Raw genomic sequence first — 22,671 nt, forward strand, 5'->3', positions numbered from 1 at the left:
CTTAGGGTGTAATTAACCGTCCCGCCAGTGATGCGTTGAGCCCCTTTCATGGGGCTCGCCCATTGTTTTAACCCGCGTTCGCCATTCTCTGTTGGCGGTAGTTGTCTAACCAGTCGCTGATGCGGTGTTTCTGTTCCTCATTGAGACGCATACCCAGCTTGGTGCGACGCCAGATGACGTCGTCCAGCGTGACAGCCCACTCTTTCTCAACCAGATAGCGCAGTTCCGCTTCATACAGGTCATGACCAAATTCTTCACCCAGATCGCTGATACCATTCACATTTGTCAGGATTAGTTCGCTGTTTGAACCGTAGGTGCGGCTGTAGCGGCGTGCCAGTGATTCAGGCAGATTGAAGCGGCGACGCAGCGCGGCGGCGTAGTCATCACGCGTGCCGGCGATATCACCGCCCGGCAGTACCGCGTCTTTGGTCCAGGCTTTACCCGCCTGCGGATAGTATTTGTGCAGTTTATCCAGCGCGTGCTCGGCCAGCTTCCGATAGGTCGTCAGCTTGCCGCCAAATACGGAAAGCAGGGGAGCCTGACCGTTATCATCATCTACCGACAGCGTGTAATCACGGGTAATCGCCTGCGGAGAATCGGACTCGTCATCACACAGCGGACGCACGCCGGAGTAGGTCCAGACGATGTCGTCACGTGTTAGCTGCTGTTTAAAGTGGTCGTTATACACATCCAACAGGTAGCTGATTTCGTTGTCGTCGATCTGCACATCGTGCGGGTTGCCTTTGTATTCCACGTCCGTCGTGCCGATGATCGAATAGTCATCCTGCCACGGGATCACGAACACAATACGGTGATCTTTGTTTTGCAGAATATACGCCTGCGGCTGGTTATGAACTTTTGGCACCACGATGTGGCTGCCTTTGATCAAACGGATGCCGTAAGGGGATTTCAGTTGCAGACCGTCATCAAAGAATTCTTTCACCCACGGGCCAGTGGCGTTCACCAGACCTTTGGCGCGCCAGGTGAAGGTTTCGCCGGTCAGTGAGTCCACCGCATCCACAATCCACACGCCTTGTTCGCGACGAGCGCGGGTGACTTTGGTGCGAGTACGGACGTCGCCGCCGCGCTTTGTCACTTCCTGCGCGTTTAACACCACCAGACGCGCATCGTCTACCCAGCAGTCCGAATATTCAAAGCCCTGCTTCAGTTCAGGTTTAAGCACGGAGTCGGCGCCGAATTTCAGTCCCTTACTGGCGGGCAGGCTGACACGTTTGCCAATGTTGTCGTACATGAACAGGCCGATACGGATCATCCAGGCCGGACGCAGGTGCGGCTGATGGGGTAAACGAAAGCGCATCGGGAAAATAATGTGCGGCGCCATTTTCAGCAGCGTTTCTCGCTCGGACAGCGCCTCGCTGACTAAGCGAAATTCGTAGTGCTCAAGGTAACGCAGGCCGCCATGAATCAGCTTGGAGCTGGCGGAGGACGTGGCACAGGCAAGATCCTGCGCTTCCAACAACAGGACTGATAGCCCTCGCCCAGCCGCATCTGCGGCGATGCCTGCACCGTTAATTCCGCCGCCGATAACGATGAGATCTTTGGTTTCCACGTTTCTTCCTCCACCCTCGAATAAAGCAAAATGTTCGTTTTCGAGCATTATAATAATCGAAAACAAACAAATCAGCCAATGGTTAACCAAATAAAAACATTTATGCGTGATGGAGGTAACAATATGGTGATAGTTGTCACATTAAAAGAAGGGGTATTGTGGAGGAAGCGATATTCCTCCAGCGAGGAGGAATATCGCATTACCAAAGGGGTCAGCGTTGGCCGTAATAGGCGTCAGGGCCATGTTTTCGGCTGAAATGTTTATCCATCAAATGGCGATCAATAAGGCGCAGACGCGGGTTGATGGAACAGGCGATCCACGCCATTTTTGCGACTTCTTCCATAACGACAGCGTTGTGTACGGCTTCTGTTGCGTTCCTGCCCCAGCAAAAAGGACCGTGCTGATACACAAGGATCCCAGGTGTATGTAAGGGATTATTTTCAGCAATTGTTTCTGCGATCACGACACCGGTATTGTCTTCATAGGCGTGTTCAACTTCTTGTGGCGTGAGTGGGCGAGTACAAAGGATGTCGCCAGCGAAATAGTCTGCGTGCGTCGTTCCCAGCGCAGGAATGGATAGCCCCGCCTGAGCCCACGCGGTTGCATGTGTCGAATGGGTATGCGCAATACCGCCGATTTTCGGGTAACGTTGGTAAAGCGCAAGGTGGGTCGCAGTATCTGATGAAGGACGGTATCGTCCTTCGACAGCATTCCCCAGCATGTCCACGACGACCATATCATCTGCCTGCATCTCGTCATAGGCGACGCCGCTGGGTTTAATGACGATTAACTGGCGCTCGCGATCGATAGCGCTGACGTTGCCCCACGTGTAGGTCACCAGACCATGTCGCGGCAGCGCCATGTTGGCGGTAAACACCTGCTGTTTTAGCGATTTCAGCGATGCGTTCATACGGTCTCCTCCACGGGCAACCCTGCCTGCGCCATTCTTGTTCTGACCCAGTCGCGCGCGGCGGTGACTTCCTTAATAGGATCTTCTGCGCTTTCACTCCACATCTCAATCAGGTACGGGCCGCAATAGCCGCTCTCCCTGAGCGTGGTGAAACATTGCGTGAAATCGACCACGCCTGTACCGAACGGCACGTTTTTAAATACCCCCGGTTTGGTGTCTTTGACGTGTACTGCCACAATGTGGCCTTTCCCCGCCCGTAATTCCATTTGCACGTCGTTATCCCACGCGGACAGGTTGCCGATATCGGGATAGAGTTGAAACCACGGGTTATTCAGGTAGCTGGCATAACCGAGCGCTTTGCTGATGGAGTTCATCAACGGGTAGTCCATGATCTCCATCGCGAGTGTGACCTGTGCCCGGCTCGCCATCTCTACCGCCTGCTGTAAGCCGAGACGAAAACGTGCGCGCGTTGTTTCATTTGCCTGTTGGTAGTAGACGTCATAGCCGGCAAGTTGGATCACACGGATGCCCACATCCTGCGCCAATCGGATGGCTTTCTGCATGATCGACAGTCCCTGATTTCGAATGTCATCCTCCTCCGACCCTAGCGGAAAGCGTCGGTGTGCGCTGAGGCACATTGATGGCACGCGAACACCGCTGACAGCGATGGCGTTGACCAGTTCCAGACGCTGTTCACGGCTCCACGCCAGCCGCGCCAGCCGGCTATCGGTTTCATCTATCGACATTTCGACAAAGTCAAAACCCAGGGCTTTTGTCTGTTGCAGGCGTGCCAGCCAGTCTTCTCCCGGCGGCAAGGCTTTTTCGTAAATACCGAGTGGTACGGCTTTCGTGAGCATGAACTTCCCCTTATCCCCAGAGTTGCGCTATCCGACGTTTAAATTCGCGCGCGGCCTCTACCGGGTCGGATGCGTCGCGAATGCTGCGTCCCGCGATAAAAACATGGATCGGAATACCGGCGAATAAAGGAAGGTCTTCCAGAGCCAGCCCCCCAGTCACGGTGACGTTGAACCCCATCTCGGCAAGGCGCTTGATAGCGTTAATATCCGCCTCGCTCCAGGCAATACCTGCCGCTTGCGCATCGCGGCTGCGATGATAAACAACTTGCTTAATACCGATATCACGCCACGCCTGCGCCTGTTCCCACGTCCAGAAACCGGTGAGTTCGATTTGCACATCGCCGTTGAATTCACGGGCAACATCCAGCGCGCCAGCGGCGGTATTAATATCCGCGCAGCAAATCACCGTGACCCAATCCGCTCTCGCAGCAAAACACATCCGCGATAAAATTTTCCCCGCATCGGCAATTTTGGCATCAGCCAGCACAATCTTATGCGGGTAGAGCGTTTTTAGCTCGCGCACGGCGCGCACGCCTTCTCCCACACACAGGATGGTGCCGACCTCGATAATATCGACTTCTTCGGCAATCAAGCGGGTGGTCTGGAACGCGTCGGCTAACGTCTGGTTATCCAGCGCGACCTGCAACATGGGTAAATGAGACATTAATTAACTCCTTAATCGGCGGTTGCCGTGGTTGAGCGGTCAATTAAATCCAACACATCCTGCTCGGTGCGGCAGGCGCGCAAATGGTCAAAATTGTCCTCGTCTTCGAAGAGATTCACGATCTGCATAATGCCGACCTCCTGATGTGTCGTGGCGTCGACGGCTGCCATCGTGATCAGGATGTCTACCGGGTCGTTGTCTTCATGGTTGAAAGCGAGTGGCGTTTTCAGCGTGACCAGTGAAAAGCCGGTGCGTTTTACCCCCTCCTCCGGGCGGCCATGCGGCATCGCCAAACCGGGAGCGATAACGAAGTAGGGGCCGAATTTTTCCACGCCCTCCAGAATCGCCTGGTAGTAACGCGGCTCGACGACATCGGCGGCAACCAGTAGGTCAACGCCGATTTTTACCGCCGCCTGCCAGCTATCGGCTTCGGCCTGTAAAAGGATGGAATGGTTTTCCGCCAGTGAATCACGTAGTTTCATATCGCCTTCCTTACACGGTGACGGAGAAGGGTTAAGACGGTTTCAAATCTGCGGGAAAGTGCGTTTTGATCACCGCCAGCAGTTTGGGGCCGAAGTCCGCGGCGGAGAGCATATTGCGCACGCCGACGACATATTTATTGCCGCTGACGGTAATCTCATCGGCAACGTGTGTTGAGGCGATAATGATGTCCGCGCTGTTTAGCTCAGCCTTGTATTCACCCACCGCGCAGCTATTCAGGCTATGATCGATTCCCTGCTCGGTTAGAAATTGACCGACTTTCATTTTCATAATCATGGAGCTGCCTTGTCCGCAGCCGCATACCGCCAGAATTCGTACCGTCATGATGATGCCTCCAGAGTTAGTTTATGGGGGTTTCTGCGAGTTTCTTTTCGGCGTCTTCTTCAGCGCGCAACGCCCGGCTGGCAAAGACCATATACGTCAGGGCGATGATGAACACGACGCCCATGAACCACAGCCCGAGCGTCAACCCCTGCATCAGCGGGGGAGCGAGAATGGACCAGTCGGCCATGCCCATCCACGCACTCAGCCCGGTCAGCTTGACGGCCCAGACGCAGCCGAATATTTCGATCATGCCCATTACCAGACAAATCTTCATGGCTGCGCGCCAGCCGCCGAAGTGGTTGGCAAAAACGCCGATGGTGGCATTCGAGAAAAACATGGGGATGAAGCCGGGGATGATCATGATGGGGGAACCGATAGCCAGCAGGATACCGACGGCGATGAGTTGCCCGATAGTGCCCCACATAAATCCCCAAACCACGGCATTAGGGGCAAAGCTATAAATTGCCGCACAATCGATTGCTAACACCGCACCGGGAATGAGGCGCAAAGATATCCCGTTAAAGGCTTCGGAAAGCTCAGCAACGAACATCCTTACGCCCTGAACGATGATGAAAATCGCAACGGCGAATTGGAAACCCGTCTGGAGAATGTAGACCGACCAGTGTGTCTTACCGGCCATTTGCTGCACGGTATCCAGCCCGAAAGACAGTAGGATGGCGCCAAAGAAGACGGTCATGACGATGGCGGTTGAGACAATATTGTCATGAAAGATGTTCAGCCAGCCGGGTAGTTTCAGATCTTCCACGCTCTCTTCCTTTTTGCCTAGATAGGGGGCGAGCTTGTAGGCGAGCCAGGAAGCGAACTGCTGTTGGTGACCGATGGAAAAACCACAGCCATCGGTGACGGCCTGAGTGGGTTTATACATCATGTTGGATGTAATGCCCCAATAGAGAGAAACCAGTACGGCGGAGCAGATGATGGTCGTCCACATTGGGTAGCCGAGCAGGTACAGGAACACGGCGAGCAACCCAGCCTGCTGAAACATGATGTGCCCGGTGAGCATAATGGTGCGGATACCGGTGAAACGTCGTAGCAGGACATAAAGGATATTCAGCGCCAGTGCCAGCAGGACGGCATATCCCACCCAGCTATAGGCATCGCCCATGCGCTCTATCGTCGCCATCATTGAGGCATAGGTATCCGATATTGCACCGTTAATGCCGTAAACGGACGACATTTTGGCGACAACGGGTTTAAACGTGCCAGTCAGGATGCCCGACCCCGCCTGGAGTAGCATAAAACCGATGATTGTTTTGATGGTGCCTTTAATGATCACCGTGGCACTTTTACGCAGCAGCAGGTAGCCAATCATGGTGACAAGCCCCAGTAGCAGCGGAGCATTGGTCATTACCTGATTAAAGAATATCGTGAAGAGGGTATAGAAAATTTCCATAAGCACTCCGTTCTGCTTTAGGTCACGCTGTTACACGGCAATGCGATGACGATGAGTGGCTGTCACACTCTTGCGAGCAGACATTTTTACGAATCCCCATCACTCTATCAATCACAAATTATCATAAAAAGATTTTTATTGATTATTTGTGAGAGCCTTCGCAATTCTCTTTTTCATTCCTCCTTTCGGTAAGAATGTGAAACGTTATTTTATTTTTGTCATTAAAATCAATATATTAATTGTTTTTGTTCGAATGTTTTTGTTTTTTTATGCTATCGATAGGTGAAAATAAAAAAGCTTTTTTGTCAAAACGACAATTGATAGCATGATTATCACATGGTATTTTCAATTTAATTAATCATGAAATTGTCATATTTTGATGTTTTGTGATGCATTCATCTAATGAACGACTCGACTGACGAATGAGGTTTACACGATGAGTAAAATTGAGAGCATTACCCGTGAGTCATGGATCCTGAATACGTTCCCGGAGTGGGGAACCTGGCTGAATGAAGAAATCGAACAGGAGCAAGTGGTACCCGGCTCGTTTGCCATGTGGTGGTTGGGGTGCACCGGCATTTGGCTAAAGTCAGAAGGAGGGGCGAACCTGTGCGTCGATTTTTGGTGCGGCACCGGCAAGCAAAGCCATGCCAATCCGCTGATGAAAGCAGGGCACCAGATGCAGCGCATGGCGGGGGTGAGGCAACTACAGCCCAATTTACGCACGACGCCGTTTGTACTCGATCCCTTCGCGATTCGACAGATTGATGCCGTTCTGGCTACGCACGATCACAATGACCATATCGACGTGAACGTGGCCGCCGCCGTCATGAAGAACTGTGATAGTCATGTCCCGTTCATCGGCCCGGAAAGCTGCGTCAATCTGTGGATTGGTTGGGGAGTGCCGCGCGAGCGTTGCGTTATCGTCAAGCCGGGAGATGTGTTGACCATCAACGATGTGGAAATCCACGCGCTTGATGCCTTTGATCGCACCGCGCTCATCACTCTGCCGGTAGAGGAAAAAGCGGCGGGTGTCCTGCCGGATGGCATGGACAAGCGTGCCGTCAACTACCTCTTTAAAACGCCGGGCGGCAATCTGTATCACAGCGGTGATTCACATTATTCGAATTACTACGCCAAACACGGCAATGAGCACCAGATTGATGTTGCGCTGGGTTCCTATGGTGAGAACCCGCGTGGTATCACTGATAAAATGACCAGCTCTGACATCTTACGGATGGCGGAGGCGCTGAAAACCCGCGTCGTGATTCCGTTCCACCATGATATCTGGTCAAACTTTCAGGCCGATCCGCAGGAGATTCGCGTACTTTGGGAAATGAAAAAAGATCGTCTTAAATATGGTTTCAAGCCGTATATCTGGCAGGTCGGCGGTAAGTTTATCTGGCCACAGGATAAGGACGACCTGGAATATCATTACCCGCGCGGGTTTGATGATTGCTTTACGATAGAGCCGGATTTACCGTTCAAATCCTTCCTCTGACGTGCTGGCGAGGGCACGTCAGCGTGCCCGATAAGGCCTGCATACAGGTTATAAAATATCAATGACTTAGGAATACGCGCCTGTGCGTACTTTTGACAAGTTATGATTCAAAAGTTAGGGAGTGCTCACTATAATTGGCGTTCAGAGTTAACGAAACGAGGCAAGCATGACTGAATCTCAACGCCATAACGCCATCATCGATTTCCTGCAACGACAAGGGCAGCTTACGGTGGCTGACCTCATCGAACACTTCGATGTTTCTCCGGCTACGGCGCGCCGCGATATTAACAAACTGGATGAACTTGGGAAGTTACGGAAGGTGCGTAACGGCGCTGAAGCTGTGATGATGCCCAGACCGGTGTGGACGCCGCTCACGATTTATCAGACGCAACATCTTGATGAGAAAATGCGCATCGCTAAAGCGGCCGCGCGGTTGTGCCAGCCTGGTGAAAGTGTGGTGATTAACTGCGGTTCGACGGCGTTTCTGCTGGGGCAGGAGATCTGCGGCAAAGATATTCAGGTGATCACCAACTATCTGCCGCTTGCGAATTATCTGATTGAGCAGGAGCATGACAGCGTGGTCATCATGGGGGGGCAGTACAACAAAAGTCAGTCGATCACGCTGGCTCCGCAAGAGGGCGATGCCAGTCTGTATGCCGGGCACTGGATGTTTACCAGTGGTAAAGGGTTGACGCTGGAAGGGTTGTATAAAACCGATATGCTGACGGCAATGGCGGAGCAGAACATGCTCAGCTACGTCGGCAAGTTGGCGGTGGTGGTGGATAGCAGCAAGGTCGGGGAAAGAGCCGGCATGTTGTTTAGCCGGGCGGAACAGATTGATGTCGTGATTACGGGTAAAGAGGCGAATGCGGCGATTGTTAACCAACTGCGAGAGTTGGGGGTTGAGGTTATTTTGGTGTGAGGCGTTGGCCTTTTACTCTTACTGTTCATCGGGTTTTTTATCTCTCGCCACACGTTACAATGGCACGGATTTAACCGAAAATCCCTACCATTATTAACAAGGTTGTCACTTCCGATGGAACAATTTGAAGCTATTACTGTTGAGCAAGCCCATGCCCGCTGGCAACAAGGCGGTATTGTCGTGGATATTCGCGATCCGCAAAGTTTCACGACCGCGCATGTGACCGGTGCGGTGCACCTGACGAATGAAACGCTGTCGGACTTTGTGCGTGAGGCCGACTTTGACGCGCCGGTTATGGTGATTTGCTATCACGGCATTAGCAGTCGTAATGCCGCACAGTACCTGATTAGCCTGGGGTTCGATTCAGTTTATAGTATCGATGGCGGCTTTGAGGCCTGGCAAAACCGCTATCCGCAAGATACGGCGTCGGCCAATTAAAAAACGGAAAAAACGGTCAAAACGGCGTGCCCGAATCGTCGAACGCGCCGCCGTTTTGACGTGATGTGCTGCGCGCGAGCCCGTTCCGATGCGATCGCCGCCACTTCATTTCCATTGGCGTTTTATTGGCGCTTTTTCCGCTGTAGCCTGATGCGCGGCCCTGCGTTCTGAGTGATTTTCCGCCTTTCGGAAGGCGAGAGGCTTTGGCGACAATCGCAATATTTCACCATCCCAATATGCATACCTTACCGTTCATCTTAGCGCTGTGGCGCGTGACGGCTTAAGGTTACCTGTATGTGGATGACTACCGTTTGCGGCACGCGATTTGGACGTCAATACGGGGGATATCCGGCGGTGAATCGCGATTCGTTTGCCAGCTTGACCTTGATATGTGTTATTTTTACGCGCAATCTGCCCACGACACGGTGAATCATTCTTATGGCAATCCACGTTATCGCGCTCTCCAACCCGCGTCTGGCCCAGGCATTTGTCGATTACATGCGTACGCAGCAGATCCATGTGGAAATGCGGCCCCGGGGACACGAAGTTGAGCTGTGGCTGGAGGAAGAAACACAGTTGAGAACGGTTCAGGAAGAACTGGCGATTTTTTTGCGCGACCCGACGAATCCGCGCTATCTGGCCGCCAGCTGGCAAACCGGATCGGTGAATGCCGGTATTCAATACCAGCGGTACTCTTACCTGCAAACGCTGAAACAAAAGGCCGGGCCGCTGACGTTATCCGTGATGGTTGTGACCATTGCGGTCTTTATTCTGATGCAGGTTTCTGGCGATGAACGTGTGATGGCCTGGCTGTCGTTCCCGGATGAAGGGCAGCAGATACAGCTGTGGCGCTGGTTCAGCCATGCTTTGTTGCACTTTTCGCTGCTGCACATTTTATTCAACATGATGTGGTGGTGGTATCTGGGTGGGCCGGTCGAAAAAGTGCTGGGAACGGGCAAGCTGCTGGTCATCACGCTGGTTTCCGCACTGGTCAGCGGCTGGGCGCAGTCCTGGTTCAGCGGCGTTTATTTCGGCGGCATGTCCGGCGTGGTTTACGCTCTGATGGGCTATGTTTGGCTGCGGGGGGAAAGAGAGCCCGATGGCTACCTGACGATGCCGCGTAGTCTGATGGCCTTCGCCTTACTGTGGCTGATAGCCGGATATTTCGATATTTTAGGCATGTCGATAGCAAACGCGGCGCATGTGGCAGGGCTGATTGTCGGGCTACTGATGGCCTTTTGTGACACGTATAATAAAACCACCCCCCGATAAATCGGGTTGTCTTAGGGGATAAATGTGAAGCAGACACAACGGCATGACGCCATTATCGAACTGGTGCGTCAGCAGGGATATGTCAGTACCGAAGAACTGGTAGAACATTTCGCGGTGAGCCCACAGACCATTCGCCGCGATCTGAACGATTTGGCGGAGAAGAATAAAATCCATCGTCACCACGGCGGTGCGGCGTTGCCGTCCAGTTCGGTCAACACCGCTTACCACGATCGTAAAATGATGTGGTCGGATGAAAAAGCGCGCATTGCCCGTCGGGTGGCGAGCCAGATCCCGGATGGCGCAACCTTGTTTATCGACATCGGCACTACGCCGGAAGCGGTCGCCTATGCGCTGATGCAGCATAAAGATTTGCGCGTGGTCACGAACAACCTGAACGTGGCGACGCTGCTGACGGCAAAAGAGGATTTCCGTCTGATTCTGGCCGGTGGTGAAGTGCGTACCCGCGATGGCGGTATTATGGGCGAGGCGACGCTGGATTTTATCTCTCAGTTCCGTCTGGATTTCGGTATTTTGGGCATTAGCGGTATTGACATGGATGGGTCATTACTGGAGTTTGATTATCATGAAGTGCGTACAAAGCGCGCGATTATTGAAAATTCTCGCTGTGTCATGCTGGTCACTGACCATTCCAAATTTGGTCGTAATGCGATGGTAAACCTGGGCAATATGGACCTGATCGATTATCTTTTTACCGATCAGCCACCACCGCCCAGCGTACTGAAAATTATTGAACAATATAAGGTACAGTTGGAGCTGTGTTGATCCCGATGTGCCTTTTCCATCATGGACAAAGGAGGAGGCACGATGTCAGACTCGCCAAAAAAGCCAGATTCTTCAAAAAGTTCAGCGTCCTCGCCGCGTTCAAATGCGGTAAAAGAGGCCGCTTCTTCGGCGCTTGCCGCTTTCGGATATCCGACCAGGGCTTTTGATTCTACGCAGTTTGCCGCCGCGCTACTGCGCCAACAGCAGTTCTGCGGCGTCGCTTCTCTAAAGGCCATGACGCCAGTGCAGCGTTGGCGTGCCGTCAGCCTCGCGCTGGCTGAACAGTTGCAGGCTTATTCCGCTCCCCCCGTATCCCCCACGCCTTCTGACTCCGACGCGCCTCAACGGCATGTGAATTACCTGTCGATGGAGTTTTTGCCGGGCCGTCTGACGGGCAATAATTTATTAAATCTGGGATGGTATGACGATGTTGCTGCGGCGCTGGCGGAACAGGATCTAAACCTGAGCGATATTCTGGAACAGGAAACCGATCCGGGGTTGGGCAACGGCGGATTAGGGCGGCTGGCGTCCTGTTTTCTGGATTCGATGGCGACGGTTGGGCAACCTGCGATGGGGTACGGCCTTAACTATCAGTATGGCCTGTTTCGTCAGTATTTTGCGCAGGATCGGCAACAGGAGATGGCCGATGACTGGCAGCGTGACGCCTACCCGTGGCTATTACCGCGAACGGCGCTGGCGGTGGATGTGGGGTTTGGGGGGCGTTTGCAGACTCAGGCGGATGGCCGCCTGCGCTGGCTGCCGGATAGCGTTTTCAGAGGTGAGGCCTGTGACTTGCCGGTAATCGGCTATCGCAATGGCGTGACGCAACCGCTGCGGCTATGGCGTGCGACGCATCGCGATCCGTTTGATTTGGCGTTATTCAATGAAGGGCACTATCTGCGGGCGGCGCAGGCGGGGATTTCAGCCGCCAGTCTGACCAGCGTACTGTACCCGAATGACAATCACGCGGCAGGTAAACGCTTGCGCTTGATGCAGCAATATTTCCATTGTGCTTGCTCGGTCGCTGATATTCTGCGTCGTCACCTCAATGCCGGGCGCGCGCTGTCCGCGCTGCCGGACTATGAAGTCATTCAGCTTAATGACACGCACCCGACGTTGGCTATCCCGGAGCTGATGCGCCTGTTGATGGATGAGCACCAGCTGCCCTGGGATGAGGCCTGGTCGATAACCGGGCGTACTTTTGCCTATACCAATCATACGCTGATGCCGGAAGCGCTTGAACGTTGGGATGAGCGACTGTTTAGTCGCCTGCTTCCTCGCCATCTGTCCATCATCCGGCAAATTGACACGCAGTTTAAGGCGTTGGTCGAACGCGAATGGCCCGGCGATCGGCAGATATGGGCGAAGCTCGCTATTCGCCATCAGCGCCAGATCCGCATGGCGAACCTGTGTGTTGTCAGCTGTTTTGCGGTCAATGGCGTGGCGGCGCTGCACTCGCAACTGGTGGTGAACGATCTTTTCCCTGAATACCATCGACTTTGGCCGGGCAAATTCCACAACGTGACTAACGGCATTACGCCGCGCCGTTGGCTACAGCAGTGTAACCCGGCGCTGTCTGCATTGATCGACACGACGCTAAACACTGCGTGGGTAACTGATTTGCCTGCGTTGCGCGGGTTGGAGCCTTATGCTGACGATGCCGGATTTCGCGAACGCTATCGACAAATCAAAGCCGACAATAAAGCACAACTGGCGATTTCGCTCCGCCAGCAGTATGGCGTTGTCGTCGATCCGCAGGCGCTATTTGATGTGCAAATCAAGCGATTACATGAATATAAGCGTCAGCATTTGAATTTGTTGCATATTCTCGCGCTGTATCGTCAATTGCGTGACAATCCGCATCTGGATATAGTGCCGCACGTCTTTTTATTCGGTGCCAAAGCGGCGCCGGGTTATGTATTAGCGAAAAATATTATTTATGCCATTAACCGGGTTGCTGCGGTCATTCATCAGGACCGTCGCGTTAGCGATCGCCTGAAGGTGATCTTCCTGCCGGATTATCGCGTGTCGTTGGCTGAACGGGTGATCCCGGCCGCCGATGTGTCTGAACAGATTTCGACGGCAGGTAAAGAAGCGTCTGGCACCGGTAATATGAAGCTGGCGCTGAACGGCGCGTTGACCGTCGGCACGTTGGATGGGGCGAATGTGGAAATGGCGCAGCAGGTGGGTGAGGAAAACCTGTTTATTTTTGGCCATACCGTGGAGCAGGTAAAAGCATTACAGGCCCGGGGTTATGCGCCGTCTGACTACCTTGCTGCGACGCCGTTGCTGCGTGAAATCCTCAATGAATTAGCCAGCGGCGCGTTCAGCCAGGGGGATAAAAACGCGTTTGCCCCGCTGTTGGATAGCCTGCTGAAGCAAGGCGATCCCTATATGTTAATGGCGGATTTTGCACCGTATTGTCAGGTGCATCAGCGCATCGATGCACTGTATCGTGAGCCGGATGAATGGACGCGACGCTGTGTGCTGAACACGGCCAGAATGGGGATGTTCAGCTCAGACAGGGCGATTCATGATTATCGGGCGCGCATTTGGCAGGCGCATCGTTAGGAAAAGGAGAGGGTGTTCAAGGTGGATAAACGGGCAAGCCAGCAGACAGGCATCGCGGAAAGCTATACCGATGCTTATGGCAAAGAGCACAGGGTTGCGGCCAACATCATAAACCGGATTCAGGCGATGATGGATGTTTCTGACTGCGGTAATGCGCCTTTGCCGCCTGTTAGCGTCTTTTTGCAAGGCCGGGATGCGCTCATTGAGCTTGCTGGTCATGGTGAATTCCTCTGGACGCTAATGTATGAAAATGGCGGCCAAATTCAAGGACAGATCACCGGAGGCTCAACGCTGGCTCTGCCGGGCATACTGCCGCTGGGTTATCACTACCTGACGTTGACGCAGGCCGACCAGCGCTGGAGTTGCCGTGTTATTGTGGCGCCGCACCGCTGCTATGAACCCGAAGCCTTACAGCAGGGGAAACGCTGGTGGGGCGTTAACGTACAGCTTTATACCCTGCGTTCACAGCATAACTGGGGCGTGGGGGATTTCGGTGACTTGCGCCAGTTGGTAGAGCAGATCGCGCGCCGTGGCGGCGCATTTGTCGGGCTGAATCCGCTGCATTCGCTTTACCCGGCATCGCCGGAGGATGCCAGCCCTTACAGCCCGTCTTCGCGCCACTGGCTGAACATCGTGTATATCGATGTGAATCGCATCGATGATTTTCAGCAGAGCGCAGAAGCGCAGCAATGGTGGCATCATGAAGAAACGCAAAGCGCTGTCACTGCGCTGCGTGCCGGGCGCTGGGTTGATTACGAGCGGGTGACGGCGCTTAAGTTGACCGCTCTGCGACTGGCTTTTCGCTACTTTACTACGCGCAGTTCACTGGATCCGCGTACCAGCGCGTTCCGACAATTCGTGGTCAGCGGGGGGCAAAGTTTACAGCTTCAGGCCACGTTCGATGCCTTGCAATCTTATCTGAAGCGGCAGGGGGAGAACTACGCCGACTGGCACCAGTGGCCCGCTCGCTATCATGATGTACACAGCGACGCGGTGAAGGCATTCCGTCGTGAACATGCCGATGAGATTACCTTCTATAGCTGGATGCAATGGGTGGCGTATGAGCAGTTGGCAGACTGCCACGCGCACAGTAAACAACTGGGGTTGCCGCTCGGGATTTATCGTGATTTAGCCGTGGGCGTGGCGCAGGGCGGCGCGGAAACCTGGGATGAACGGCAACTCTATTGTCTTGACGCCGCTATCGGCGCGCCGCCGGATCCATTGGGGCCGCAGGGACAGAACTGGCAGCTTGCGCCGATGAATCCCATCATGATGCGGCTGCGCGGCTATCAGCCTTTTATCGATGTACTGCGCAGCAATATGGCGCACTGCGGCGCGTTGCGTATCGATCATGTGATGTCGCTGTTGCGACTGTGGTGGATACCCAAGGCGGAGTCGGCTGAGGGAGGGGCTTATGTCTATTACCCGGTTGACGATTTGCTGGCGGTGCTGGCGTTGGAAAGCCAGCGCCATCGCTGTTTGATTATCGGTGAGGATCTGGGCACGGTGCCGCCGGAAATCGTCAGTAAACTGCATGACTATGGCGTTTATTCTTATAAAGTGCTGTTCTTTGAAAAGGATGAAGAGAACCGCTTCCGCGCGCCGGAAGATTATCCGCGTCAGGCGATGACCACCATTACCACTCATGACCTACCGACGCTGCGCGGTTACTGGCAAACCGTCGATCTTTCTCTTGGGCGGGATCTGGGGCTGTACCCTGTGGCTGCGCAATTGCAGGAACAGATGCAGCAGCGTGAAAAGGCGAAACAGGGGCTGCTTAACGCACTGCACCAGTACGGGCTATTGCCGCAGCGTGTCGGGCGTAATTCGTCGCTGACGACAATGGGGGCACCGTTGAGCCGCGGCGTTCACCGCTATGTCGCAGACACGGCAAGCGCGTTGGTCGGGTTTCAACTGGAAGACTGGCTTGATATGGCGACGCCGGTCAATGTACCGGGCACCAACCGCGAATACCCCAACTGGCGGCGCAAACTTACGCGTTCGCTGGAGTCAATCTTTACCGATCGCTGTCTTGAACGGCTGATTCGGGATATGGATCTACGCCGCGGCGCGCCGATGAGTGAGTAAAAAGCGGCTGTTTTCCTCCCCGGATGAGGGGGAGGAAAACGCACGTAGTCAACGTAACGGATTAATAGTAAGAGTGATCGCCGCGCTGGTGTTCGGTCAGGTCCCTTACGCCTTTCAGTTCAGGGAACATTTGCAGCAGCTCTTTTTCGATCCCTTCTTTCAGCGTGACGTCGACCATGGAGCAGCCGTTGCAACCGCCGCCAAACTGTAGGATCGCCAGACCGTCATCGGTGATTTCCATCAGCGTGACGCGACCGCCGTGACTGGCCAGTTGAGGGTTGATCTGCGATTGCAGGACGTACTCAACGCGCTCCATCAGCGGGGCGTCGTCGTCCACTTTGCGCATTTTGGCGTTCGGGGCTTTCAACGTGAGCTGAGAACCTAACTGGTCAGTCACGAAGTCAATTTCCGCCTCTTCAAGATAGGGCGCGCTGAGCTCGTCCACGTAGGCGGAAATTTTTTCGAACTTCAGTTCAGTATCGCTGGCTTCGACCGCATCCGGCGGGCAATAGGAGACGCCGCATTCAGCGTTTGGCGTCCCCGGGTTGATGACAAATACGCGAATCTGCGTGCCTTCTTCCTGTTTTGCCAGCAATTTCAGGAAATGCTCCTGAGCAGCATCGGTAATACGGATCATAAATAGTAAGCTCAATAGTTGACTGCACTTATCGGTTATAATACGCCCATCCCCCCCTGAACTACAAGGTGCGGCATAAACACCAGACCTGAACGGCCGCCGCCCCCTGAGCCAGCAGTAGCCTGCTGATTTCGGCGGCGGTGCTGCCCGTTGTGACCACGTCATCCAGTAATGCCACCTGTTGTCCGGAGAGCGATAAATCACAGGAGAATGCGCCGCGTAAATTCCTGCGCCGCGCGCTGGCGCTGAGCGTTTGTTGCAACGGCGTGCGGCGGGTGCGCTGCAAGGCGCGGGCGTCGTAGGCGCAATTCAGCCAGTGAGCCAGAGGACGGGCAAGCAGCTCGGTCTGATTGAAGCCGCGTCGCCAGTGGCGGTGTCGGTGGAGAGGAACGGTGAACAGGCGGTCGGGGCGCAATAGCGGGGGCTGGCCGGCGAGTTTGCGCTCGCGGTAAGCCGCCAGCCAGCGTAATAACACTTGTCTTGCCAGAATTACCGCCAACTCGGTGTGACCGTGAAATTTAAAGCGTTTCAACAAGGTACTGAAAGGCGGGGTGTAACCGCTGACGAAGATCATGGATTGCCAGGGCGGCGGATGTTGCAGGCAGCGCCCGCAGGGGCGCAGAGGGTCACTGGCGGGCAAACCGCAGCGCGGGCAGCAGGTGGGCTGCGGTGGTAAATGACGCTGGCAAGATGAGCAGATGCCGTGTCGGCTATGATGAAGCGGCAATAAGCATAGCCAGCAGTGGGCGGCGATGGTTAACATAGGCTTTCCTTAACAATAGCGTGTCCTTAAATGGAAGGGCTCTGAACAGGATGTGTTCCCTGAAATCACCGATCCCTGAGAAGGAAGATAACTGATGGTGGCGTTGTATTGGCAGCGTGAAGGCGCAGGAATGACGGATCTTGTGTTGCTGCACGGGTGGGGATTGAATGCGCAGGTCTGGCAAAACATTTCAGTGCGGCTCGCCCCGCATTTTCGCCTGCACCGGGTCGATCTCCCCGGCTATGGCAGAAGTCAGGGATTTGGCGCGCTGTCGCTGTGCGAGATGGCCGACATTGTGCTGGCGCAGGCGCCGGAACGCGCCATCTGGTTGGGGTGGTCGTTGGGAGGGTTAGTGACCAGCCAGATTGCCTTGAACGCGCCGCAGCGCGTCGAGAAGCTGATTACCGTGGCGTCCTCGCCGTGTTTTTGCGCGCAGGGCGACTGGCCGGGCATCAGGCCGGATGTTTTACAGGGATTTCAGCAGCAGCTCAGCGAAGATTTTCAGCGCACGGTTGAGCGTTTTCTGGCGCTGCAAACGCTGGGCACCGAGAGCGCGCGACAGGATGCGCGACAGTTAAAAAGCGTGGTGCTGGAACAGCCGATGCCGTCGGTTGAGGTACTAAACGGTGGGTTGGCGATTCTGCGCGAAGCGGATTTACGCCAGCCGATGGCCGCATTGTCTGTTCCCTTTTTGCGGATATATGGCGCACTGGATGGGCTGGTGCCGCGTAAGGTGGCCGGACTGTTGGATCAGCGATGGCCGAACTCATCCTCGGTGGTGATACCAAAGGCGGCGCATGCGCCGTTTATCTCGCATCCTGAGGCGTTTGCCGCACAGGTGTTCGACTTTTGCCGTTCGTAATCTGTCATACCGGTCGGATACGCCGTACTATTGTTATATAATGTTATTCCTGTAATAAGACATCGTCTGCCGTCATGCAAGCTTCGGTCGCGCCGGACAGCGGCCCGCGCAGAACGTTCGCGACGGCCTGTCGTCAGACAAAGGAGATGAGTAGCGTGATGAAATTGGATGGCGATAGCGTATTGCCGCTCTATAGACAGCTGGAAAAAACCATTAAATCAGCCATTTTGAATGGCGAGTTTAAACCGGGACAGAAGATCCCGACCGAGCTGGAGCTAAGCCGGAATTACCAGGTCAGCCGCATTACGGTGCGAAAGGCGCTGGAAGCGCTGACGCGCGATAATCTGTTGACGCGCATTTCCGGTAAGGGAACCTTTGTTTCCGCCGAAAAATTTCAACGCGATATGTCCGGTATCGTCAGTTTCTCCGAGCTGTGTCGCTCTCAGGGACGTAAGCCCGGCGCCAGAACGATAAAATCCGTTATCGAGATGCCCACGCCGGAGGTGCGTGACGCACTGGCGTTGGCTGAAGAAGAGCGGGTGATTGTGCTGGAACGTATTCGATACGCTGATGATATTCCGGTTTCGCTGGAAATTTCCCGCTTTCCTATTGCGTTTGATTTTCTGCTGACGGAAGACCTGAATCAGCAATCGCTCTATCAGGTATTGAAGGAAAAATACGGTATCTATTTCACGCGCTCGGCCAAGATCATCGAACTGGTGTATGCCAGTTACGATGTCGCGCACTATCTGGCCGTGCCGACCGGGTATCCGCTGATCTCGATCGCCAGCCGGATCGTCGATAATCACGGCAAGACGTCTTGTTCTTCTACCCAATTGATTGTCGGGGATAAAATTCGCTTTTTCGTTTGATCCTCCTGCCTCTCTTTTCACCTGCTCCCCGCCTTTTGTGGCTATGACCGCCGGACGCTGACGATGTGTCTTGCGGATCACAAATTCTTGTCTCTCCACTCTCCCCGTATCGATAAAAAGTGATCCCTTCCATAGTTTTTTGCTATGTCAGCGAAGATCAATTGAGTTAAATGTATTGCAATGTTATACGTAATTAACGTGTCATTTAGTTACATTTAAGTCGCCGATTATCCGGGCATACGCTAATGAGGGACATCATGAATATTAAAGAGATTGTAGGCAGCATCATGACCGACAAGGCTGACGTCGGGGGAATTAAGCACGTGTATTACGCGGCCTGCGGCGGATCTTATGCCGCTTTTTATCCGGTCAAAAGTTTTCTGGAGACGGAGAGCAAAGCGATTTCCGTTGCGCTGTACAACAGCAGTGAATTTGTCAACAACCCGCCGGCGGCATTAGGTGAAAACGCGGTGCTGGTGGTCGCTTCTCACAAAGGGAACACCCCGGAAACCATCAGGGCGGCGGAACTGGCGCAGAGCCGAGGCGTTCCGGTCATCGGCTTAACCTGGCTAACGGATTCGCCTCTGGTGAAGTTCTGCGATTATGTCGTGACTTACAGCTTTGGTGACGGTAAGGACATTGCCGAAGAAAAAACGATGCAGGCGTTGTTCACCGGGGTGGAAATTCTTCACCAGACGGAAGGCTATGCGCATTACGCGGCGTTTCAGGATGGGGTGTCGAAAATCGATAAAATTGTCAAAGATGCCTGTGTGCATGTCGAAAAACGGGCGCAGGATTTTGCGCGCGAGTACCAAAACGATCCGGTCATTTACACGATGGGCAGCGGGGCGAGTTACGGTTCTGCCTATCTGCAAAGCATTTGTATTTTCATGGAAATGCAGTGGATTCATTCCGCCTGTATCCACAGCGGGGAGTTTTTCCATGGTCCCTTTGAGATTACGGACGCGAATACGCCTTTCTTTATCCAAATCGCCGAAGGGAAAACGCGGGCGCTGGATGAGCGTGCGTTAACCTTTATTAAGAAATACGGTAAACGCGTTGAGGTTATCGATGCGAAAGAACTCGGTATTTCTACCATTGATGCATCGGTCGTCGACTATTTTAACCACTCTTTGTTTAATAACGTTTACCCTGTCTATAATCGCGCGCTGGCGGATATTCGCCAACATCCGCTAACGACAAGACGTTATATGTGGAAAGTGAGCTATTAATTATTTATACCTGTCATTCTTCAAACGGTGTGTGCGTTAGTTTTGTGACTCGAATTTTCAGAGTATATCTATAAGTAAATTGTAGTATCGGCAGGGACGCTGATTTATCAATAATATCTTCTGTTATCGTTCTGGTGAAATAGAAAGGTCATCGTTTATTTTAAATAACATGGCAGGAATAATAAATGAAATACAAAGTTATTGGTATTGGCGATAACGTGGTTGATAAATATATGCATACCGGGTTGATGTATCCGGGGGGAAATGCATTGAATTTTTCCGTTTATACGCACGGCCTGGGAATGGAAAGCGCATTCATGGGCGTATTCGGTGACGATGACGCCGCTCACCACGTACAGGATGCGCTGCGCCAGATTGGCGTGGATACATCTCACTGCCGTCATTATCACGGAGAGAATGGCTACGCGTGCATTAATCTGGTCGATGGTGAGCGAACCTTCGTTACAAGCAATAAGGGCGGGGCATTGCGGGAGAACCCGCTGGTGCTGGCGCCGGACGATCTGCGATACATTGCTGGTTTTGATTGGGTGCATAGCAGTCTGAACAGCTATCTGGAAAGCCAGTTGGCCACGCTCAAGACGCTGGGTATTCCGCTGTCATTCGATTTTTCCGTGCGTGGTACCGAAAGCTATTTCAGACAGGTCTGTCCTTTTGTTGATTTTGGCTTTGTTTCATGCAGTCATTTATCGGAAGAAGAAACGAAAAATAAATTAACCGCGCTGTATGAATATGGCTGTAAAAACGTGATTGCCACACGAGGGCATGATGGCGTTTTTTACTATGATGGCGAAATATCGCTTTTTTATCATCCTGACTACATTAAACCCGTCGATACATTAGGCGCAGGAGACGCTTTTCTTTCCGGTTTTTTAATGTCCTGGTTACTCTCATCCGACAGTCATAATGCACATTTGAATAAGTCGTCACGAATTATGACGGCGATGGAAGCGGGAAATAAACTGGCCGGAAAAACGCTGCAATATTATGGCGCGTTTGGATATGGAAAACCATTCTGTTAGTCCAATGAATGGTTGTTCAAATGCAATAACACATCAGGGATTCATTATAACATTATTAAAATAACAGTTGGGGTGAGATATGTTTTGGACAGAATTATGTTTCATAATATTAGCTCTGATGTATGGCGCCAGAATCGGCGGCGTTTTTTTGGGAATGATCGGCGGTCTGGGCGTCGGCGTTCTTATTTTTCTCTTTGGCTTATCACCTTCTTCCCCGCCCGTGGATGTGATGCTGATTATTCTTGCCGTGGTGCTGGCGGCATCTTCACTTCAGGCCGCCGGCGGATTGGACTTTCTGGTGTCCGTCGCCGAACGTTTACTCAGACGGCACCCGAAATACATTACGATCGTAGCGCCTTTTGTCTCTTATCTGTTTACGTTTATGTCCGGCACCGGACATGTCGTGTATAGCCTGCTGCCGGTGATTTCCGAAGTGGCGCGTGATTCAGGCATTCGTCCCGAACGGCCCCTGTCGATTTCGGTGATTGCGTCTCAGCAGGCTATCACCGCCTGTCCGATTTCCGCGGCGATGGCGGCCATGATTGGTTTTATGATGCCGCTGGATATCGGCATCTCCTCCATTATGCTGGTTTGTGTTCCCGCCACGCTGATTGGCGTCGCAGCGGGGGCGTTATCGGCGTTTTCCATGGGGAAAGAGCTGGCCGACGATCCCGAGTATCAGCGTCGTGTGCAAGAAGGGCTGATCCGGGGAGAAGAACAGAGAAAAGCGCGTACCGCAGCGGACTGGCGCGTAAAGCTGTCTGTCCTGCTCTTTTTGCTCGGTTCTATCGTGATTGTGCTGCTTGGCGTATTTCCTTCTCTGCGTCCGCTGGTTGAAACGGCGAAGGGCATTCAGCCGCTGTCGATGTCTTATACGATCCAGATCACCATGCTCTCCTTTGCGTGCCTGATTGTGCTGTTATGCCGTCCGCCCATTGAGCGGATTCTGGGGGGAACGGTATTTAAAGCCGGCGCACTGGCGATTGTCTGCGCGTTTGGTCTGGCCTGGATGAGCGATACGTTTGTCAGCGGACACCTGCCGTTCATCAAAGCGGGCGTGCAGTCCATCCTACAGGAGCATATCTGGCTGATTGCCGTGATGATGTTTTTTGTTTCGGCGATGGTCAGCAGTCAGGCCGCAACCACCATGATCCTGCTCCCGCTAGGCATCGCCCTTGGCCTTCCCGCTTATGCGCTGATTGGCGCCTGGCCCGCGGTCAACGGGTATTTCTTTATTCCTGTCGCCGGTCAGTGTCTGGCGGCGCTGGCATTTGATACCACAGGGACGACGCGCATCGGCAAGTATGTGCTTAATCATAGCTTTATGCGCCCCGGGCTGGTGAGCGTGGTGGTGTCGGTAATCGTCGGCCTGATGATTGCGAAGGTTGTGCTGTAGCTGACTGGCGGGTTTTTTCTGGCCCTGGGTTATCCGGTGCGGGCGGCGGCATGA

21 protein-coding genes are annotated in these 22,671 nt (G+C 53.6%); 12 read left to right on the forward strand and 9 right to left on the reverse strand.

The window, feature by feature from the left end; genetic code table 11:
* Positions 1-67 precede the first annotated feature (67 nt).
* The 7 genes from glpD to ulaA form a co-directional block, all read right to left on the reverse strand.
* Complete coding sequence (glpD, locus tag EDC54_RS12330; protein ID WP_132456600.1) at positions 68-1,570, reverse strand: glycerol-3-phosphate dehydrogenase; 1,503 nt, start codon at positions 1,568-1,570, stop codon at positions 68-70.
* Between the two features lie 211 nt (positions 1,571-1,781).
* The gene (locus EDC54_RS12335) at positions 1,782-2,468 is read right to left on the reverse strand and encodes an L-ribulose-5-phosphate 4-epimerase (RefSeq protein ID WP_132456866.1); all 687 of its coding nucleotides are present in this window, start codon (positions 2,466-2,468) and stop codon (positions 1,782-1,784) included.
* Between the two features lie 8 nt (positions 2,469-2,476).
* A complete protein-coding gene (locus tag EDC54_RS12340; protein ID WP_132456602.1) occupies positions 2,477-3,337 on the reverse strand; it encodes an L-ribulose-5-phosphate 3-epimerase in 861 nt (286 codons plus the stop codon).
* Positions 3,338-3,347: 10 nt separating this feature from the next.
* On the reverse strand, positions 3,348-4,001 hold the full coding sequence (locus EDC54_RS12345) for a 3-keto-L-gulonate-6-phosphate decarboxylase UlaD (RefSeq protein WP_132456604.1): 654 nt from the start codon (positions 3,999-4,001) through the stop codon (positions 3,348-3,350).
* 11 nt (positions 4,002-4,012) lie between these two features.
* Positions 4,013-4,483, reverse strand: coding sequence for a PTS ascorbate transporter subunit IIA (gene ulaC, locus EDC54_RS12350; protein ID WP_132456606.1), 471 nt, complete (start codon positions 4,481-4,483; stop codon positions 4,013-4,015).
* A gap of 31 nt (positions 4,484-4,514) precedes the next feature.
* Positions 4,515-4,826, reverse strand: a complete 312-nt coding sequence (gene ulaB, locus EDC54_RS12355) for a PTS ascorbate transporter subunit IIB (protein ID WP_132456608.1) — start codon at positions 4,824-4,826, stop codon at positions 4,515-4,517.
* A 16-nt stretch (positions 4,827-4,842) separates the two neighbouring features.
* Entirely contained in the window at positions 4,843-6,240 is a 1,398-nt protein-coding gene (ulaA, locus tag EDC54_RS12360) for a PTS ascorbate transporter subunit IIC (protein ID WP_132456610.1), read from the reverse strand.
* Positions 6,241-6,676: 436 nt separating this feature from the next.
* Here ulaA and ulaG point away from each other — a divergent pair, with 436 nt between their 5' ends.
* The 7 genes from ulaG to malQ all read left to right on the forward strand — a co-directional run bounded on the left by ulaG (position 6,677) and on the right by malQ (position 15,815).
* On the forward strand, positions 6,677-7,741 hold the full coding sequence (gene ulaG / locus EDC54_RS12365; RefSeq protein ID WP_132456612.1) for an L-ascorbate 6-phosphate lactonase: 1,065 nt from the start codon (positions 6,677-6,679) through the stop codon (positions 7,739-7,741).
* A 166-nt stretch (positions 7,742-7,907) separates the two neighbouring features.
* Complete coding sequence (ulaR, locus tag EDC54_RS12370; RefSeq protein ID WP_132456614.1) at positions 7,908-8,663, forward strand: HTH-type transcriptional regulator UlaR; 756 nt, start codon at positions 7,908-7,910, stop codon at positions 8,661-8,663.
* Positions 8,664-8,777: 114 nt separating this feature from the next.
* Positions 8,778-9,101 carry a thiosulfate sulfurtransferase GlpE gene (glpE, locus tag EDC54_RS12375; protein ID WP_132456616.1) on the forward strand — a complete coding sequence of 108 codons (324 nt, stop codon included), beginning with the start codon at positions 8,778-8,780 and terminating at the stop codon, positions 9,099-9,101.
* Positions 9,102-9,539: 438 nt separating this feature from the next.
* Positions 9,540-10,373, forward strand: coding sequence for a rhomboid family intramembrane serine protease GlpG (gene glpG, locus EDC54_RS12380; protein ID WP_132456618.1), 834 nt, complete (start codon positions 9,540-9,542; stop codon positions 10,371-10,373).
* Between the two features lie 24 nt (positions 10,374-10,397).
* A complete protein-coding gene (locus EDC54_RS12385; protein ID WP_132456620.1) occupies positions 10,398-11,156 on the forward strand; it encodes a DeoR/GlpR family transcriptional regulator in 759 nt (252 codons plus the stop codon).
* 42 nt (positions 11,157-11,198) lie between these two features.
* Complete coding sequence (gene malP, locus EDC54_RS12390) at positions 11,199-13,727, forward strand: maltodextrin phosphorylase (RefSeq protein ID WP_132456622.1); 2,529 nt, start codon at positions 11,199-11,201, stop codon at positions 13,725-13,727.
* A 12-nt stretch (positions 13,728-13,739) separates the two neighbouring features.
* A complete protein-coding gene (malQ, locus tag EDC54_RS12395; RefSeq protein ID WP_132456624.1) occupies positions 13,740-15,815 on the forward strand; it encodes a 4-alpha-glucanotransferase in 2,076 nt (691 codons plus the stop codon).
* A gap of 61 nt (positions 15,816-15,876) precedes the next feature.
* On the opposite strand, the gene nfuA is transcribed toward malQ, so the two are convergent.
* Positions 15,877-16,452: a Fe-S biogenesis protein NfuA gene (gene nfuA, locus EDC54_RS12400; protein ID WP_132456626.1), complete on the reverse strand. Its 576-nt coding sequence runs from the start codon at positions 16,450-16,452 to the stop codon at positions 15,877-15,879.
* Between the two features lie 61 nt (positions 16,453-16,513).
* The gene (gene gntX, locus EDC54_RS12405) at positions 16,514-17,215 is read right to left on the reverse strand and encodes a DNA utilization protein GntX (protein ID WP_132456628.1); all 702 of its coding nucleotides are present in this window, start codon (positions 17,213-17,215) and stop codon (positions 16,514-16,516) included.
* Between the two features lie 94 nt (positions 17,216-17,309).
* Here gntX and bioH point away from each other — a divergent pair, with 94 nt between their 5' ends.
* From bioH to EDC54_RS12430, 5 genes are all read left to right on the forward strand, one after another.
* Complete coding sequence (gene bioH, locus EDC54_RS12410) at positions 17,310-18,077, forward strand: pimeloyl-ACP methyl ester esterase BioH (RefSeq protein ID WP_132456630.1); 768 nt, start codon at positions 17,310-17,312, stop codon at positions 18,075-18,077.
* Positions 18,078-18,235: 158 nt separating this feature from the next.
* Complete coding sequence (locus tag EDC54_RS12415; protein WP_132456869.1) at positions 18,236-18,949, forward strand: GntR family transcriptional regulator; 714 nt, start codon at positions 18,236-18,238, stop codon at positions 18,947-18,949.
* Between the two features lie 254 nt (positions 18,950-19,203).
* A complete protein-coding gene (locus EDC54_RS12420) occupies positions 19,204-20,181 on the forward strand; it encodes an SIS domain-containing protein (protein WP_132456872.1) in 978 nt (325 codons plus the stop codon).
* Positions 20,182-20,366: 185 nt separating this feature from the next.
* Positions 20,367-21,221, forward strand: coding sequence for a fructoselysine 6-kinase (locus EDC54_RS12425; RefSeq protein ID WP_132456632.1), 855 nt, complete (start codon positions 20,367-20,369; stop codon positions 21,219-21,221).
* Between the two features lie 79 nt (positions 21,222-21,300).
* The gene (locus EDC54_RS12430; protein WP_132456634.1) at positions 21,301-22,617 is read left to right on the forward strand and encodes an anaerobic C4-dicarboxylate transporter family protein; all 1,317 of its coding nucleotides are present in this window, start codon (positions 21,301-21,303) and stop codon (positions 22,615-22,617) included.
* Positions 22,618-22,671: the final 54 nt, after the last annotated feature.

The sequence above is a fragment of the Samsonia erythrinae genome (assembly GCF_004342665.1).
In the GTDB taxonomy this organism is placed as follows: domain Bacteria; phylum Pseudomonadota; class Gammaproteobacteria; order Enterobacterales; family Enterobacteriaceae; genus Samsonia; species Samsonia erythrinae.

Excerpts from the sequence above, each read along its gene's own strand:
- EDC54_RS12430 (WP_132456634.1), top strand. The coding sequence starts at position 21,301 with ATGTTTTGGACAGAATTATGTTTCATAATATTAGCTCTGATGTATGGC.
- ulaR (WP_132456614.1), top strand. The coding sequence starts at position 7,908 with ATGACTGAATCTCAACGCCATAACGCCATCATCGATTTCCTGCAACGA.
- ulaA (WP_132456610.1), bottom strand. The coding sequence starts at position 6,240 with ATGGAAATTTTCTATACCCTCTTCACGATATTCTTTAATCAGGTAATG.
- EDC54_RS12425 (WP_132456632.1), top strand. The coding sequence starts at position 20,367 with ATGAAATACAAAGTTATTGGTATTGGCGATAACGTGGTTGATAAATAT.
- ulaC (WP_132456606.1), bottom strand. The coding sequence starts at position 4,483 with ATGAAACTACGTGATTCACTGGCGGAAAACCATTCCATCCTTTTACAG.
- bioH (WP_132456630.1), top strand. The coding sequence starts at position 17,310 with ATGGTGGCGTTGTATTGGCAGCGTGAAGGCGCAGGAATGACGGATCTT.
- EDC54_RS12415 (WP_132456869.1), top strand. The coding sequence starts at position 18,236 with ATGAAATTGGATGGCGATAGCGTATTGCCGCTCTATAGACAGCTGGAA.
- ulaB (WP_132456608.1), bottom strand. The coding sequence starts at position 4,826 with ATGACGGTACGAATTCTGGCGGTATGCGGCTGCGGACAAGGCAGCTCC.
- ulaG (WP_132456612.1), top strand. The coding sequence starts at position 6,677 with ATGAGTAAAATTGAGAGCATTACCCGTGAGTCATGGATCCTGAATACG.
- malP (WP_132456622.1), top strand. The coding sequence starts at position 11,199 with ATGTCAGACTCGCCAAAAAAGCCAGATTCTTCAAAAAGTTCAGCGTCC.
- glpG (WP_132456618.1), top strand. The coding sequence starts at position 9,540 with ATGGCAATCCACGTTATCGCGCTCTCCAACCCGCGTCTGGCCCAGGCA.
- EDC54_RS12345 (WP_132456604.1), bottom strand. The coding sequence starts at position 4,001 with ATGTCTCATTTACCCATGTTGCAGGTCGCGCTGGATAACCAGACGTTA.
- gntX (WP_132456628.1), bottom strand. The coding sequence starts at position 17,215 with ATGTTAACCATCGCCGCCCACTGCTGGCTATGCTTATTGCCGCTTCAT.
- EDC54_RS12340 (WP_132456602.1), bottom strand. The coding sequence starts at position 3,337 with ATGCTCACGAAAGCCGTACCACTCGGTATTTACGAAAAAGCCTTGCCG.
- nfuA (WP_132456626.1), bottom strand. The coding sequence starts at position 16,452 with ATGATCCGTATTACCGATGCTGCTCAGGAGCATTTCCTGAAATTGCTG.
- glpE (WP_132456616.1), top strand. The coding sequence starts at position 8,778 with ATGGAACAATTTGAAGCTATTACTGTTGAGCAAGCCCATGCCCGCTGG.